The sequence below is a fragment of the Streptomyces sp. NPDC101166 genome (assembly GCF_044768125.1).
GTDB lineage: Bacteria > Actinomycetota > Actinomycetes > Streptomycetales > Streptomycetaceae > Streptomyces.
In genome coordinates this window covers 779,433-794,831 of record NZ_JBIWPF010000001.1, presented here as the reverse complement: position 1 = coordinate 794,831, position 15,399 = coordinate 779,433, and the positions used below count along the sequence as shown (strand labels likewise).

Sequence of the window (15,399 nt, the reverse complement as noted above, 5' to 3'; positions counted from 1 at the left end):
AATAGTGCAACACGGAGGGTGCACGTAAGGTACGTGACCATGCGGATGAACGTGCCAGCGCAGCCCGGCGAGGTCGACCTGCGGCCCCTGTCCGCGCGGTCGGTGGTGCTGAGCCTGCTGCTCGGCACGCATCCGCCGGAGCTGCCGGTGCGGGAGCTGGTCCGCGCGGTGGAGCCCTTCGGGGTGGGCGGCTCCACGCTGCGGGCGGCTCTGAGCCGCATGGCGGCCGTCGGCGACCTGCGGCGCACCGACACCGGCTACCGCCTGAGCGACCGCCTGCTGGCCCGGCAGCGCCGCCAGGACGACGCGTTGCGCCCGGCCACGCGCGCGTGGGACGGCGACTGGGAGATGGTGGTGATCACGGCGTCGGGTCGCGGCCCCGCCGAACGCGCGGAACTGCGCGCCCGACTGACCGGCCTGCGCCTCGCGGAACTGCGCGAGGGGGTCTGGCTCCGCCCTGCCAATCTCGCCCGGGCCCTGCCGGACGACCTGTGTGAGGTGGCGCAGCACTACACCGCCCGCCCCGGCCTGCCCGAGCGCCGGCTGGCTGCCGCGCTGTGGCCGCTGGACGTCTGGGCGGCCACGTCCCGGGCCCTGCTCGCGCACATCGGCCGGGCGCCCGGCCCGGCCGATCGCTTCACCGCCTACGCGGCCGTCGTACGCCACCTGCTCGCCGACCCCGTGCTTCCGCCCCGGCTGCTCCCCGAGGGCTGGCCCGGCGCCGATCTGAGGGCCGCCTACGCGGACTACCGGCGGGAGGTGGCCGAGGCGGTGCGGTCGTGAGGCGGGGGCTGCGGACGACTGCCAGGCACCCGGCACCCAGGGCCCGGCGCACGTGCGGCGGTCGTACGGAGCGCGGTGTGGGGAGCGCTCCGTACGACCGCCTTCACCGTGGGGGGTCTACCTGTAGGTGATGTCGGAACTGGAGTACTTGCAGTACGTTCCGTCGGCATTGGTGCCGTTGGTGGTCGGCTCCTTGCCCGTGTTGTTCCCGATGTACTTCTGGCACGGGATGATCTTCTTACTGCCGTCCCCGATGATCGTGATCTTCTTCAGGGACGCGCTGTCTCCGTAGTTGGTGTTGATGCCGGCGAGCTTGCCGCCCTTCCAGTTCACCTCGATGGTGTTGAGGTTGATCGTCCGCTTGTACTGCGTCGAGCAGTTGCCGCAGGAGCGGACGAAGGTGCCGAAGTTCTTCACGGCGAAATTCGAGATGTTCAGCGTTCCGGCGCCGTTGAACTGGAACACCTTGTCGCTGGCTTCCTTCGCCCCGCCGCCGGACACGGTGTAGACGTTGGACGACGAGGAGCCCCGGAACGTCGCCGCGTCCTCGCCGACGTCCTCCCACCAGACGTTCTGCAGGGTGCAGCTGCCCTTGCAGTGGACGCCGTCGGCGGCGGGGGCGCCGATGATGACGTTCTTCAGGACGGCGCCGGGGGCCAGCTCGAGGATGGGGCCCTGGTCCTCGTCCTGGCTGCCGCTGCCGAGGTCACCGGTGCCGTACAGGCGCTTCATCCCGTAGTCCTTGGTGCCCGAGACCTGGATGGTCGAGGGCACCCCCTGGCTGCCGTTGGCCGAGGGCCAGGTGGCGGCGGTGGCCGGGGTGGAGAGCACCCCATCCGCCATGATCATGCCAACCGAGAGGCCGAGAGCGGCCAGCGTGCCGGTCAGCGCGCGCACACGGGTGCGCGAGCGTGACGAAGAAGTCATGTCCCGGATCCTTCTTCCTGCTGGGGGGGATAAGTGGGGGAGGTCAGAGCTTTCCGGCGCCCGCGCCCGCCGTCACCGAGGCGACGACCGACGAGGCGGGCTCCGCGGTGTAGCCGTACGGAGCGCTGGTGAACGTGCCCGTCCGGGAGATCTCGGTCGCGGCTCCGCCGAGATCGTTGCCGCGGAGGTTGGCGTATCCGTCGACGTCGCTGCTGCGGTTCGTGGTGACCGCGACCTTGGTCGAGCGGAAGACGTTGTTCTCCACCAGCATCTGCGCGCCCATCCGGGAGTGCACCGCGGTGTCGGCGCCCACGACGTAGTTGTCGTAGAAGTGCCCGGTGCCGAAGCGCAGGCTGGGGATGCGCGAGTAGACGTCGCTGAAGTGGTTGTGGTGGTACGTCACCTTCAAGTGGCCGGTGTCCTGGCTCGCGTTCTTGTCGCTGTGACCGACGAGCGAGCCCTTGAAGTGGTCCTTGAAGGTGTTCCAGGACACCGTCACGTTGTCGGAGCCGTGGTTGATGTCCAGCAGGCCGTCGTAGTGGTCCTTGTCGTGACTGCGGTCCGCCGAGAAGGAGTTGTGGTCGATCCACACCTTCGTGGACGACTCCACCGTGACGCCGTCGGACGGCGCCAGCGGCTTGCTGATGTTCAGGTTGCGGATGACGACGTTCGTGACCTTCTTCAGCCTCAGGCCGCCGCCGGTGAAGCCGGAAGACGAACCTACGCCCACAACCGTGGTGTTGGACCCGACGTCGACCTGCCCGCTCAGTGTGATCAGACCGTTGACCTTCACCACCTTGGCCGCGTTGCCGGTGACGGCCGTCCTGAAGGCTGCGAGCGTCGAGACGGTGACGGCTGCCGTACCACCTCCGCCGGTCGTCCCGGCGCCGAAGCCGATCGGCGCGCTCTCCGCGGCGCCGGCCTGCTGGGGGGAGGCGAGGACCGTCACGCCGGCGAGCGCGAGTGCGAGCGCCGTCGCCGTCGCCATCAGAGTGGACCTTTGCGCGTGTGTACGTGGGGGGCCTGTACGCATGCGGGTGCGTCCCTTCGAAAGGGCTTGCTCGGTCGTATACGTGAATATCGTGCTGAGCACTGAACGTCTTACGCAGGCAGAGTGGTCATGTGGGGGTCGAAGCGAGCGGTTCGTCCACACTGCTGAACGGAACGTAGAGGGCAAGCGCTTTCTAGTCAACGGTTTGCGCGGAACGCATTCAGGCGCCCCCGCTCCTCGGCTGAGGCTTCCCGGGAGGTCGCGTGGGAGCGCTTCCATGACGGGCGTGTGCATGTCACTATGCGAGCGGACGCCCCTCCATCCGTCGCCCGGACCGCTGTCCGTGCCGCCGGCCGGGCGGACCACCTGCTGAGCCGCCTTTCGCGCACCTGAGCCGCCGTCAGAAAGGACCAGCACGTGCACACCCTCAACCCGCCCTTACGAGCGCTGCGTTCGGCGCTCGCCGCGCTGGTGCTGTTGCTCACCGGCGCCCTCCTCACCGCTCCCGCCGCCACCGCGAGCCCCCGATCCGCGCAGACTCCTGTGCCGGCCGCCGCCCTCACCGAGGTCACCGGCTTCGGCGCCAACCCCAGCAACCTCCGGATGTACCTCTACGTGCCGGCCAACGTGGCCGCGCGTCCCGCCGTCCTCGTCGCCGTCCACTACTGCACCGGTTCCGGGCCGGCCATGTACTCCGGCACCGAGTACGCCCAACTCGCCGACCGGTACGGGTTCGTGGTCGTCTACCCGTCTGTCACCCGCAGCAGCAAGTGCTTCGACGTCGCCTCGCCCCAGGCCCTGCGGCGCGGCGGCGGCAGCGATCCCGTCGGCATCAAGTCGATGGTCGACTGGGTGGGCTCCCACTACTCCGCCGACCCCACCCGGGTGTACGTCACCGGCATCTCCTCCGGGGCGATGATGACCAACGTCCTCCTCGGCGACTACCCGGACGTGTTCGCCGCCGGCGCGGCCTTCGCCGGCGTTCCCTTCGGCTGCTTCGCGACCACCGACGGCTCGGAGTGGAACAGCGCCTGCGCCCAGGGCACCGTGATCCGCACCCCGCAGCAATGGGGCGATCTCGTCCGCGGCGCCTACCCCGGCTACACCGGGGCCCGGCCGCGCATGCAGTTGTGGCACGGCACCGAGGACGACGTGCTGCGCTACCCCAACTTCGGCGAGATGATCAAGCAGTGGACCAACGTGCGGGGCCTCTCACAGACCCCGGCCGCCACCGACTCCCCTCAGGCCGGCTGGACCCGCACCCGCTACGGCGGCACCGGTGACCGCGCCGCCGTCGAGGCCGTCAGCCTCCGGGGCACCGGGCACAACGTGTACGCCTGGGGCATGGGCGCGCGCGTGATCAGCTTCTTCGGCCTGGACGCCGGCGGCGGCCCCGGGCCCGGCCCCGACCCCGAGCCGCCCGCCGGGGCCTGCAAGGTGACCGCGTCCACCAGCGCCTGGAGCACCGGTCTGACGGCCTCGGTCACCCTCACCAACACCGGGACCGGCACCCTCAGCGGCTGGCGGCTCGGGTTCACCCTGCCCGCCGGCCAGAGCATCACCGGCGGCTGGGGCGCGACGTACGCACCGGTCGCGGGAGCGGTGACCGCGACCAACGCGCCGTACAACGGCACACTCGCGCCGAACGCCGGCGTCACCATCGGGTACCAGGCGAACCACACCGGCAACAGCGCCGCGCCGGCGGCCTTCACCCTCAACGGGGCCGTCTGCACGACGAGCTGACGCCACGTCCCTTCCGTGCGGCCCCGCGGTCACCGTCGACCGGGGGGCCGCACGCGCATGCGTGCGCGGTCGCCGCGGGGCGGTGGAAAATGCCGAGCGGCCGACGAAGGGCGAGGGGTAGCGTCGCCGGGTCCCGGGCGCCGGCCCGGCGGAAGGAGACCCGAGGATGACGTCCGACGACGTGATGAGGCTGTTCGCCGACGAGAAGAGGGTGCGCGCCTTCGCCGCCGTCGCGTTGGGCGCGCGCGGCCCCGCCGAGGTCGCCGAGCGGACCGGGCTGTCGGCCAAGGAGTCCCTCGTCGCGCTGCGCCGGCTGGAGGACCGCGAGGTCGTCGTGTCGGACGACGGGGGACTGACGGTCGCGTACGACCTCTTTCGTGACCTCGCCCGGGAGGCGGCCGCGAACGGCTCGCCGCCGCGCGACCACGGCACCGGGGACGAGCGGGTCGAGGCGCTGCTGCGGACGTTCGTGCGCGACGGGCGGCTGGTGCGGTTGCCCGCGCAGTGGGAGCGCAAGAAGCTCGTGCTGCGCCATGTCGCCGAGCGCAGCTTCGAGGCGGGACGGGAGTATTCCGAACGGGAGGTCGACGACAGGCTGCGCGCCTGGTGCCCGGACGAGGGCATCGACCATGTGACCCTGCGCCGCCACCTCGTCGACCTGCATCACCTGGACCGCCAGGACGGCGTCTACCGCCGCTCACCGGAGGACACGGCGCTGCTCGTCTGAGCAGCCCGGGTGTCCTCGAAGCGCGGCCGTGCAACTCGGAGTCGGTGCGGGGGAGCGGTGCGTGACCCGGCGACGGCGCGGGCGTGCGGGTGCGCGGCGCGGCTTCGGCGAGGCGCCGCCCCGCCCGCTCGTGCCGCCCTGGCGGTACGACTGCCCGTGGACGACCGGGCGTGGGCCGTCAGCGGCTCGGGTGGCTTGCCGCCGCTTTCAGTGCGGCCCAGTCCGGGAGCTTGACCACGCACCGGCCCAGTGAGGCCCCGAGTTCCGCCTCGGCCCGTTCGATCGCCAGCCAGCCCGGCCACTCGACGGGCTCGGCGCCTTCGGCGCGCAGGGCGGCCAGAGGATCGTCGGGCAGCTCCCGCGCGACGAGGGCGGGGGCGTCCGTCAGGAGAGAGGTGACCGTCTCCTTCGCGCACGGCCGGTTCGTGCCGATGACTCCCGTCGGGCCCCGCTTGATCCAGCCCGCGACGTACTCGCCCCGGGACACCGCGCCCTCCCGCACCACACGCCCCGCGACATGCGGCACGGTGCCCCGCTCCACGTCGAACGGCAGACCCTCCAACGGCACTCCGCGATAACCCACCGACCGCAGCACCAGCTGCGCCGCGACCTCCTCGTAGCGGCCCGTGCCCGTCACCCCGCCCCGACCGTCCGGCGCGGTCCGCTCGAAGCGCACGGCGGCCACGCGGCCCGCTTCGGCGAGCAGTTCGACGGGCCGCAGGAAGAAGCGCAGGCGGATCCGGCGCCGTAGCCCCTTGGGCGGTACGGCGGCCCAGTCGCGCAGGACCTCCACGTTGCGGCGCTGGGCGGCCGGCAGGGCGGACGGGTCGGCGCAGGCGGGATCAAGGGCGAGCTCCGCCTCGTCGACGACGACGTCGGTGTCCGCCAGCGAGCCCAGCTCGCGCAGCTCCTTGGTGGTGAAACGGGCCTGGGACGGGCCGCGCCGCCCCACCATGTGGATCTCGGTCACCTCGCTCGCGGCGAGCGCGGTCAGCGCCGCCTGCGGCATGTCGGTGGGGCTCAGCTCCGCCGCCCCGCGCGCGAGGATGCGGGTGACGTCCACGGCCACGTTCCCCACGCCGACGACCACGGCCGAGCGCGCGCCGGTCAGGAAGCCGTCGGGGCCGGCGTCCGGGTGGGCGCTGTACCAGGACACGAACTCCGTCGCCGACCAACTGCCGGGCAGATCCTCGCCGGGGATGCCGAGCCGCCGGTCCGTCGCTGCGCCCACGCAGTACACCACCGCGTGGTACAGCTCCCGCAGCCGCTCCACGGGCACTCCGCCCGACCCGGCCCGCACCCCGCCGAGGAAGCGCACGCGCGCGTGCTCCAGCACCGTCCGCAGATTCTGCTGGAGGGACTTGATCTTCTCGTGGTCCGGGTCGACCCCGTACCGCACCAGCCCGTAGGGGCACGGCAGCCGGTCCAGGACGTCGACGAGGACCTCCTGGTCCATCTGCACAAGGCTCTGGGCGGTGTAGACACCACTCGGCCCGGAGCCGACGACGGCGACACGCAGCACGGCCGGACTCCTTACCCCGAGGGACGGAGGGATGCGCCGGCACTTCCAGCATCGCACCGTCGGGACTCCCCTGACAGGGTGCCGCGACCGGCACGCGCGCGCACGCCCGCCCGCACGGAGGGTGATCATATCGTTACGTCCCGTACGGGTGCGGGCGGTCCCGTCCGGCCGTGCGAGCCCCCACCGCCCCGGCCCCCGCAGCGCCCGCCGCCCCCGGCCCCGTGATGACCGCCGCCCGGGCCCCGCCGGTCACAGCATCGTGCGCATGCGGGAGATCTCCGAGGTCTGCTCGGCGACCACGTCGTCCGCCATCTCCTCGATGCGGATGTTGTTCCCCTGCGCCTTGACGTCCGCCGCCATCGTGAGCGCTCCCTCGTGGTGGGTGATCATCAAGGCGAGGAACAGCTTGTCGAAGGCCTTGCCGTCGGCCGCGCGGAGCTGCTTCATCTGCGCCTCGGTCGCCATTCCGGGCATCGCGCCGTGATGGTGCGCGCTTCCCCCGCCGCCCGCCTCCGTCTTGCCGTACTTGCCGAGCCAGCTCTTCATGGCCGCGATCTCCGGCCCCTGTGCGGCCGTGATCCGGGCGGCGAGGGACTTGACCTTCGCCGACTCGGCCTGCTTCGGGGCGAGCGCGGTCATCTCCAGGGCCTGGGCGTGGTGCACGATCATCATCTGGGCGAAGGAGACGTCCGCGGAGTTCGGGGTGTCGTCCTCCGCGCGGTGCGCCGCCGCTTCGCCGGGCGACAGGGTGCGGTTCGCCTCGCCCGGCTTGCCCGGCGCGATCACCGAAGGCCCGCTCGCGGCGCCGGATGTGTCGTCCGGCCCGGAATCGCAGCCGCCCAGGGCGAGCACGAGCAGTGAGGCGGCGACGAGGGGCGCGCGACGTAAAAGCACAACAACCTCCTGGTGAGGGCCGGTTGACGGCCCGGGCGGACCTGGCGGGACCGTGGTGCGGTCTACCAGGAGTCTGGACCACCGTGATCGAAAGCATTCATTACGAGTGCGTTGCCGCCTGTTGATCTGTGCATGATGAAGACGATACTTCGGAGGACCGTGAACCGTTCCAGAGCGAACGGCATCGAGGGAGGACGCAGTGACCCTGTTGAACGAATCCCGAACGCGGCGCAGACGACTGGGAGTCGGCGCCGCCTGTGCCGGGCTCCTGGCCGCGCTGCTGACCGCAGCCCCGGCCGCGGCGACCCCGGACCCGGGGGACGGCCCGGCCGTCGAGCGCGAGGTGTCCCAGCGGGCGCAGACCGAGGCCGCGGAGGCGATCGCCGCCGGCGAGATACCCGGCAAGGACGAGATCGTCCACTCGGACAACATCGAGCACGTCGCCAACGTGCCCAAGGACGCCTTACCCGGCACCAACTCCGACCTTGCCTTCCAGGGCAAGTACGCCTTCTCCGGCAACTACGACGGCTTCCGGATCTTCGACATCAGCAAGCCGAAGGCCCCGAAGACCGTCGCCCAGGTGCTCTGCCCGGGCTCGCAGAACGACATCTCCGTCTCCGGCGACCTGTTGTTCCTGTCCACCGACTCCTCGCGCAGCGACAGCAGTTGCAACAGCACCACCCAGCCGGCGACCGAGAAGTCCTCCTGGGAGGGCATCAAGGTCTTCGACATCAGCGACAAGCAGAACCCCAAGTACGTCGCCGCCGTCGAGACCGCCTGCGGCTCGCACACCCACACGCTGGTGCCCGAGCGCAAGAACGTCTACGTCTACGTCTCCTCGTACTCGCCCAACGCCGCCTACCCCGACTGCCAGCCCCCGCACGACGGCATCTCGGTCATCAAGGTGCCGCGCAAGGCGCCCGAGAAGGCCGCGGTCGTGGGCTTCCCCGTCCTCTTCCCCGGTGAGGGACCGGACGGCGGCGGCAACCCCGGCGGACCCACCAACCCGGGCGTCTCCAAGACGACCGGCTGCCACGACATCACCGTGCTGCCGGAGAAGGACCTCGCGGCCGGCGCCTGCATGGGCGACGGCATCCTGTTCTCCATCAAGAACCCGGAGAAGCCCAAGGTGATCGACCGGGTCCAGGACAACGTGAACTTCGCGTTCTGGCACTCGGCGACCTTCAACCAGAAGGCGAACAAGGTCGTCTTCACCGACGAGCTGGGCGGCGGCGGCGCGGCCACCTGCACCGCCGAGATCGGCCCGAACCGCGGCGCCGACGGCATCTACGACATCGTCGGCAAGGGCGACAAGCGCAAGCTCGTCTTCCGCAGCTACTTCAAGATCCCCCGGCACCAGGGTCCCACCGAGGTCTGCGTCGCCCACAACGGCTCGCTGATCCCGGTCGAGGGCAAGGACATCATGGTCCAGGCCTGGTACCAGGGCGGCGTCTCCGTCTGGGACTTCACCGACTCCGCCCGCCCGCAGGAGATCGCCTACTTCGAGCGCGGCCCGGTGGACACCGAGCGGCTGACGACCGCCGGCCCCTGGTCGGCGTACTACTACAACGGCTACATCTACTCGAACGACATCGCCAAGGGCTTCGACGTCCTGAAGATCGACGACAAGCGCACGAATCCGGCCAAGCGCGTGCACCTGCCCGAACTGAACGTCCAGACCCAGCCGGACTACTTCGACTGATCCCCGGCGGGCTGGATCCCGGCTGACGATCCCGTCGCGAAGAAGCGCGACAGGTCCGTCTCGCAGGTCCCGCCGGGCGCCGCGGCGTCCGGCGGGACCCCCTGGCCCCAACCGAGCCGGTAGCGCGTGAACAACTCCGCCCGCACCGGCGGCAACGGCATCCCCACATCGGGCAGCACCATCGCGTAGACGGAGCCCATCAGCAGCGAGCGCAGCACCGGGTAGTCGGTGTCGACGTCGCACGAGCCGTGCCGGGCCACCGTGTCCCGCAGGAGTTCCGCCAGCCGCCGCTGCTCCGGACACCGCACGAAGCCCTCCGCCTGGAGCAGTCCCGCCATGTGCTGGCGCATCAGCACCGGCCGGTCCCGGGCCAGCCCCAGGATCGCGTCGATGGCCCGCGCCATCCGCTCCCGGCCGTCCTCGGTGCGCGGCTCCCGCTCCAGCGCCTCCTCCAGCGTGCGGTGCATCAAGCGGTGCACGGCCGACTGGACCAGCTGTCGCTTGCCGGGGAAGTAGTACGACACCAGGCCCCTGGCCGAGCCGGCCCGGTCCGCGATGTCGCCGAGCGTCGTCGCCTCGTACCCGCGCTCGCTCACCAACTCCACCGCCGCCTGCAGCAGTCGCTCCCGGGAACGCCGCCGCAATTCTTCATTGACCGAGGCGCTGCGCGGGGACATCCTGGAACTCCTGCGTTGACTGGCTGCCAGCCAACTATACTCAGGGACACCCCGGTGGGTTCCGCTCGGAACCGTGCCGGGCTGCCGCCTGCTCTGGGCGACGCGGGGGATCGTCCAGAGTGGGCGTGCTTTCTCCCCGATAGTGGCCTGAGGCTCCTTCCGGGCGGAGGGATTCCGGATCCCGGGGCGGTGCGGGAGCCGGGGCGGCCGGGCGCGGCCCATGCCCGGCGTGCGCCGTCCCCGCCTTCGCCGAGCCGGGCGCATCGCGACGGTCTCAGCCCACCAGTTCCAGCACCGGCCGCAGCCCGCCGGGCCGTTCCGCCACCGGCAGATGATCGACGAAGTGGACCGCGCAGCCCAACTGCGCGGCGCCCCCGTCGGCCCTGCGGTCGTCGCCCACCATCAGCGTCGTCCCCGGATCGACACCGAGCCTCTCGCACGCCGTCGCGAACAGCAGCGGGTCGGGCTTCTGGACGCCGTGCTCGTACGACAGGACGTACGCCTCGACGAACGGGTCGAGGCCGTGCTCGCGGAACACCGGCCGTGGATCCCAGCCGATGTTGCTCACCACGCCGACCCGGATCCCACGCTCGCGCAGCGCGCCCAGCACCTCGAAGGCGTCCGGGTACGGGGTCCAGGCCGCCGGCGTCATGTGCCGGTCGTACAGCGCGTCGTGCAGGGCCGGGTCGGGCAGCGTGACCTGACGGGAGAGCCCGGTGTACGCGGCCCGGTGCTGCTCGGCGCTGCGGTCCCGATCCCGCCACAGCCCGGCCAGCTCCTCGGGCACCCGCACGGGAGGCGCGCCGCCCGGCAGCGCCCCCGCCGCCTCCAGCGCCCGGGCCGCGTCCGTCAGCTCCCCCTCGGGCGGCGTGACACCGGCAGCGTTCAGCACCGCACGCAGCCAGGCCTCGGTGGACTCGATGCGGAAGAGGGTGCCGGAGAAGTCGAACAGCACAGCTGTGGTCATGCAATTGATCTTACGTATCCGGCGAGTCGGCCTTCCGGGGCCGGGAGGGCGTCGGGCGCGACCGGCCGCCATACACTGCCCTGCTCCTGAGGGCGTCGCCGTTCCGGCACGTCACGGCCGCCAGCGCATGTGGGCCGCGATCGCCAGGACGACCAGCGCCGCGCCCAGCAGCCAGCCGCCCAGGACGTCCGAGGCCCAGTGGACGCCCAGCCAGATCCGGGTCAGGCCCACGCCCACCGTGGAGACAGCCGCCACCGCGACCGCCGTACGCCACAGAGCGGGGCTCACGCTCTCCCGGCGCAGGAGCCACAGGACGAGTCCGAGAGCGACGACGGCCGTGAGGGCGTGGCCGGACGGATAGGCCGCGTAGTGGGCGGAGTCGACCGGGTCCGGCCAGGCCGGGCGCGCGCGGCCGACGGCGGCCTTCAGGACCTGCTGGACGACCGTGCCCACCGCCGACGTCGTCACCAGCCACGCCGCTGTCCACCACGCGCCGCGGCGCCACACCAGCCAGACGGCGACCGCCGCGCACAGCAGCCGCATGACCAGCGGGTCCCATACCCAGTCGGTGAGCACACGGCAGACCTGGGTCACGTCGGGGTCGGCGACGGCCCAGCGGTGGGTGGTGCGGGCGATGTCGCCGTCGACGGACATCAGCGGACGCCACTGCGTCACGACAAGGAGCGTGAGCAGCAGGGAGAACAGCCCCAAGGTCAGCGCGGCGCGCAGTGCCGTGCGGTACGGCGAGGGGGCGGGCGGGGAGTCGACGGACGGCGAGTGCATGCCCTGATCCTTGCCCACGTCCGGAGTTCGAAGCCTACCGGTGGGCCGCTTCCGGTCTTGCCCGCTCCACCGGGCGTAGCCTCAGCCGAGCGCCCGCAGTCCCGGCACCAGCGTCACCAGAACCGGGATCACCGGCACCAGTGCGGCCGTCGCCGTCAGCCTGAGTCTGCGGGGCGCGCTCAGCCGGTCCGGGGGCGTCAGCAGCCGCCGCACCCGCAGGGGCACATGCGCGTGCGGGGCAGGGGAGGGGCCGAACACGCCCCGGTCCTTGTTGAGTTCGACGAGGGCGAGCGCGGTGGTCAGCCGGCCGAAGCGGCGGGAGGCCATGTCGTCGGCGGCGAGTTCGACCAGGCGGTGCATCTCGTCGCGGAACGCTGCGAACACCGGCACCTGCGGAAACCCGTTCGCCAGCGCGGCCGAACAGTGCAGCAGCCAGTCGTGCCGTGCCTGGGCGTGACCTTGCTCATGGGCCAGCACCGCGTCGAGCTGACGGCCTTTCAGCCTGCGCAACGCGGCTGTCGTCACCACGAGTTGGGGCGTCCCGTCGGCCAGCCACGACGCCTCGGGCCGCTCGTCCTCCAGCACGACGAGCTGTCCGGCGGCCGCCGCCTCGCCCGGCAACAGCGGTGCCCGCAGCAGCAGTTCGGCCCGGCGGCGGCGCTGTCCGGACCGCGCCCGGGCGACCTCTCGTACGAGCATCGCCCCGCTCCACAGCCCGGCGCACGCCAGAGCCGTCGCGGTCGCCGCCGCCCAAGGTCCGCTCGCGCTCAGCGCGTACGCCTCCACGACGCCGCTCGGGGCAGACGCGAAGACGTGCCCGCGCACCGCCTGCCAGGCGGCTGCCGCGCTCAGCGTCATCGACAGGGCGCAGCACAGCAGCACCGCCGCCACCACGCACTGCCACGTCCACAGCGCCACCACCGGTTCGCGGTCCGGCCAGTCGGCCCGGGCGAGCAGCCGGGGGCCGGCCACGGCGGTCAGGGCGCCGAGCAGGAGCAGGACCGCGGGGACCATCATGGGCAGCACCCTATGAGCGGCGTGCCGCGCCCGGGTACGGCTTACCGAGGCAAAGTGACGCACGCCACGGTTGCCCGGCCGGTGGTGGGGAAGCTCCCGTGCTCACATCGTCAGCAGCATCGCCAGCATCCCGATGCCCATCGACAGGCGGCACGCGCGCGCGAGTTCGGGGCGGTCGCCCCACGCGACGACGCCCGCCGCCCCGCCGGCCGCGGGCAGCAGTCGTACCCCGGAGACGAGGACGTACGCGGCGAAGTAGAGCAGCAGCGCCCCCGTGAGGAGCGGGACCCCCGAGCCGCCGTGCGCCGCGCCGGCGTCCGTGTGAGCGGGGGAGTGGGGCGTGACGGGCGGGGCGGCCATCGCCACCGCCATGTAGACCATGGCCGAGGACCCCACCAGGTGGTGCAGGTGGTGGGCGTCGGAACGGGCGGCCCACAGCGCGCGCAGCGCGGCGGCGCCGAAGACCGCCGCGTACGCCGGCCAGGCCCACTCCGGTGGAGTGAACGCCGCCGCGGGCACCGCCATCACGGCCATGCCGAAGCCCATCAGCGCCTCACCGCCCGCGGCGCGGCGCTGCCGCTCGTCCCCGCTGCGCATGCGCAGCAGACAGTAGGCGCCCGTGGCCGCACACAGCGCGACCAGGAGCCAGCCGGGCGAAGCCGGACCGTGCACGCGCACCTCCCCGTTCGACGGTCGGTCGAGGGATGCGATGCCCAGGGTGCGCGGCGCGCACCCGAGCGCACGGGTGTATACGGGGAGCGTTCGACGGGGCGCGCCCGGTGAGCGGCGGTCCGGGGTGACCGCGTAAATTTTTCACGAGTAAAACACCTGTTAAATTAGTGCCCCATGAGCAGTACGACCCATCGGCCTCCCCGTCCCCCGGCCCGCCTCCCGTTCGCCGGGACCCTGCGGCTCGGCCGCCCCTCCCCCATCTGGTTCAAGCCCGCCCTGAGCGTGGTCGCCGCGGTCGCCCCGCCCAACCTCATCCTGCTGGCCCTCGGTCGCCTCGACCTGGCGATGTACACGATGGCCGGGTCCCTGTGCGCCCTGTACGCCCACAACCGCCCCTACGCGGCCCGGGCGCGCGCACTGGCCTGGGTGGTGCTCGGCATGACCGGCGGGCTCGCCGTCGCCCTGCTCACGGCGTCGCTCACCTCGAACGCGGTCGTCCTCGTCACGGTCGGCGGGCTGCTCGCAGCCGCGCAGAAGACGCTGTGCGACGCCACCCGCGTCGGACCGCCGGGCAACATCGTCCTCACCTTCATCAGTTCCGCCTCGCTGTTCGTGCCGCAGACCCTGGAGCAGATCCCCGGGCACCTCGCTCTGGCCCTCGCCGCGGGCGCCTGGGCCTGGCTGATCGGCATGGCGCCGGGACTGGCGCGCCCCCACGGCCCCGAGCGCCGCGCCACGGCTCAGGCCCTGAGCGCCGTCGCCGCGTACGCCGCCGCACACCCCGGCCACCAGGCGGCCGCCCCGGCCGGCGCCCAGGACGGTCACGACGCACGCGCGCGTGCCGACGCCGCTGCCGCCGTGCACGCCGCCTGGCAGACCCTCCTGTGGGCACGCGACAGCGAGCCCCGCCGCGCCCTGCGGCGGCTCCTGGTCCGCGCCGAGGTCGCGCTCGCCGCCCCCGCCGACACCGACCCGGAGCGGCTGCGCGCCTGGGCACGACGACTGCGCGGCACCGGTACGGTCCCGCGCCCCGACGACCTCGTGGACGACGGCGAACTCCTGGGCCTGGACGCCACGCTCGCCGTCGGAGAGCCCCCGCTGTGGCGCCGCCTCGGCCCTCTCGCCCCGCTCGCCGTCCGCACCGCCCTCGGCTGCGCACTCGCCGGGTACGTCTCGCTCGCCCTCGGGATCGGCCGACCCTACTGGGCCCTGGTCACCGCCGCCTCCCTCTACCAGGCGAACGTCACCCTCACCTGGAGCCGGGGCCTCCAGCGCGTCGTCGGCAACCTCGTCGGCGTGCTCGCCTTCGCGGCGCTCGTCCCGCTGGCCCACCTCCACCAGGCGGCCCTGGTCCTCGTCTGCCTGGCCCTGAACTTCGGCGCCGAGGCGCTGATCAGCCGCAACTACTGGCTCGGCAGCGTCTGTGTGACGCCGATGGCCCTGCTGATCACCGAGTTCGCCCGCTTCCAGGACGCGGGCGAGCTGATCACCGAGCGGGTCGTGGACACCCTCGTCGGCGCGCTGGTCGGATTCGCCGCCGCCGTCGCCGTGACCAACCGCCGGGCCGGAGACCGTCTCGGGCAGGCCCTGACAGCCGCCGAGCGCGCCCGGGAGGACGTCGCCCGCCTCCTGGCCGACCCGCGGCCGCAGCCGCGTCCCGCCCCGGACGCCCTGGAGCCCGTCCGCCGCTCACTCGCGGCCGCCCTGGTCCACCTGCGCACCACCGCCGACGCGGCCGCCGGCGAGTGGTGGCAGCGCGCCCTTCCCGAGGAGCGGGTGATGGCGGTCGAACAAGCCGGACACCGTACGCTCGCGGCGACGGCCCGCCGCCAGGGACTCCTGGCCCGGACCGCGGCCAGGGACACGAGCACAGAAGCGGAGGCCACACGGCCATGACGGCGACGCACGGACGGCCGACGGGCGGCGAGGGCGAGCGCGGGGCGGCTCCGGACGGCAGCCGCGCGCCGGGCACGGACACGCCGCGGAACGAAGCG

General features: G+C 72.6%; 14 protein-coding genes. 5 read left to right on the top strand and 9 right to left on the bottom strand.

Annotated features, from left to right (window positions below; all coding sequences use genetic code 11):
* Window positions 1-39 precede the first annotated feature (39 nt).
* Entirely contained in the window at window positions 40-783 is a 744-nt protein-coding gene (locus ACIRS4_RS03345) for a PaaX family transcriptional regulator C-terminal domain-containing protein (RefSeq protein ID WP_404189213.1), read from the top strand.
* 117 nt (window positions 784-900) lie between these two features.
* Here the strand turns inward: ACIRS4_RS03345 and ACIRS4_RS03340 are convergent, their stop codons facing one another.
* Together ACIRS4_RS03340 and ACIRS4_RS03335 are read right to left on the bottom strand one after the other, a co-directional pair.
* Window positions 901-1,710, bottom strand: coding sequence for a pectate lyase (locus ACIRS4_RS03340; protein ID WP_404189210.1), 810 nt, complete (start codon window positions 1,708-1,710; stop codon window positions 901-903).
* A gap of 43 nt (window positions 1,711-1,753) precedes the next feature.
* Complete coding sequence (locus ACIRS4_RS03335) at window positions 1,754-2,743, bottom strand: polysaccharide lyase family 1 protein (RefSeq protein ID WP_404189206.1); 990 nt, start codon at window positions 2,741-2,743, stop codon at window positions 1,754-1,756.
* Window positions 2,744-3,118: 375 nt separating this feature from the next.
* On the opposite strand from ACIRS4_RS03335, the gene ACIRS4_RS03330 reads away from it, so the two are divergent.
* Window positions 3,119-4,444, top strand: coding sequence for a PHB depolymerase family esterase (locus ACIRS4_RS03330; RefSeq protein ID WP_404189203.1), 1,326 nt, complete (start codon window positions 3,119-3,121; stop codon window positions 4,442-4,444).
* A 166-nt stretch (window positions 4,445-4,610) separates the two neighbouring features.
* Window positions 4,611-5,171, top strand: coding sequence for a DUF2087 domain-containing protein (locus ACIRS4_RS03325; protein ID WP_404189200.1), 561 nt, complete (start codon window positions 4,611-4,613; stop codon window positions 5,169-5,171).
* 178 nt (window positions 5,172-5,349) lie between these two features.
* Here the strand turns inward: ACIRS4_RS03325 and ACIRS4_RS03320 are convergent, their stop codons facing one another.
* Both ACIRS4_RS03320 and ACIRS4_RS03315 read right to left on the bottom strand, forming a co-directional pair.
* Window positions 5,350-6,693 (bottom strand): FAD-dependent oxidoreductase, encoded by a 1,344-nt coding sequence (locus ACIRS4_RS03320; RefSeq protein WP_404189197.1) that lies wholly within the window; start codon window positions 6,691-6,693, stop codon window positions 5,350-5,352.
* Window positions 6,694-6,942: 249 nt separating this feature from the next.
* Window positions 6,943-7,587 (bottom strand): DUF305 domain-containing protein, encoded by a 645-nt coding sequence (locus ACIRS4_RS03315; RefSeq protein WP_404189194.1) that lies wholly within the window; start codon window positions 7,585-7,587, stop codon window positions 6,943-6,945.
* 199 nt (window positions 7,588-7,786) lie between these two features.
* Here ACIRS4_RS03315 and ACIRS4_RS03310 point away from each other — a divergent pair, with 199 nt between their 5' ends.
* Complete coding sequence (locus ACIRS4_RS03310) at window positions 7,787-9,289, top strand: LVIVD repeat-containing protein (RefSeq protein WP_404189191.1); 1,503 nt, start codon at window positions 7,787-7,789, stop codon at window positions 9,287-9,289.
* On the opposite strand, the gene ACIRS4_RS03305 is transcribed toward ACIRS4_RS03310, so the two are convergent.
* From ACIRS4_RS03305 to ACIRS4_RS03285, 5 genes are all read right to left on the bottom strand, one after another.
* Window positions 9,277-9,966, bottom strand: a complete 690-nt coding sequence (locus ACIRS4_RS03305; RefSeq protein ID WP_404189188.1) for a TetR/AcrR family transcriptional regulator — start codon at window positions 9,964-9,966, stop codon at window positions 9,277-9,279. The genes ACIRS4_RS03310 and ACIRS4_RS03305 overlap by 13 nt on opposite strands.
* Window positions 9,967-10,240: 274 nt before the next feature.
* A complete protein-coding gene (locus tag ACIRS4_RS03300; RefSeq protein WP_404189186.1) occupies window positions 10,241-10,933 on the bottom strand; it encodes an HAD family hydrolase in 693 nt (230 codons plus the stop codon).
* A 111-nt stretch (window positions 10,934-11,044) separates the two neighbouring features.
* The gene (locus ACIRS4_RS03295) at window positions 11,045-11,716 is read right to left on the bottom strand and encodes a phosphatase PAP2 family protein (RefSeq protein WP_404189183.1); all 672 of its coding nucleotides are present in this window, start codon (window positions 11,714-11,716) and stop codon (window positions 11,045-11,047) included.
* A gap of 81 nt (window positions 11,717-11,797) precedes the next feature.
* Window positions 11,798-12,733 (bottom strand): M56 family metallopeptidase, encoded by a 936-nt coding sequence (locus tag ACIRS4_RS03290; RefSeq protein WP_404189181.1) that lies wholly within the window; start codon window positions 12,731-12,733, stop codon window positions 11,798-11,800.
* 102 nt (window positions 12,734-12,835) lie between these two features.
* Window positions 12,836-13,405, bottom strand: coding sequence for a DUF5134 domain-containing protein (locus tag ACIRS4_RS03285; protein ID WP_404189178.1), 570 nt, complete (start codon window positions 13,403-13,405; stop codon window positions 12,836-12,838).
* A gap of 174 nt (window positions 13,406-13,579) precedes the next feature.
* Between ACIRS4_RS03285 and ACIRS4_RS03280 the strand changes: the two genes are divergently transcribed.
* On the top strand, window positions 13,580-15,301 hold the full coding sequence (locus ACIRS4_RS03280) for an FUSC family protein (protein ID WP_404189175.1): 1,722 nt from the start codon (window positions 13,580-13,582) through the stop codon (window positions 15,299-15,301).
* The last annotated feature ends 98 nt before the right edge of the window (window positions 15,302-15,399 follow it).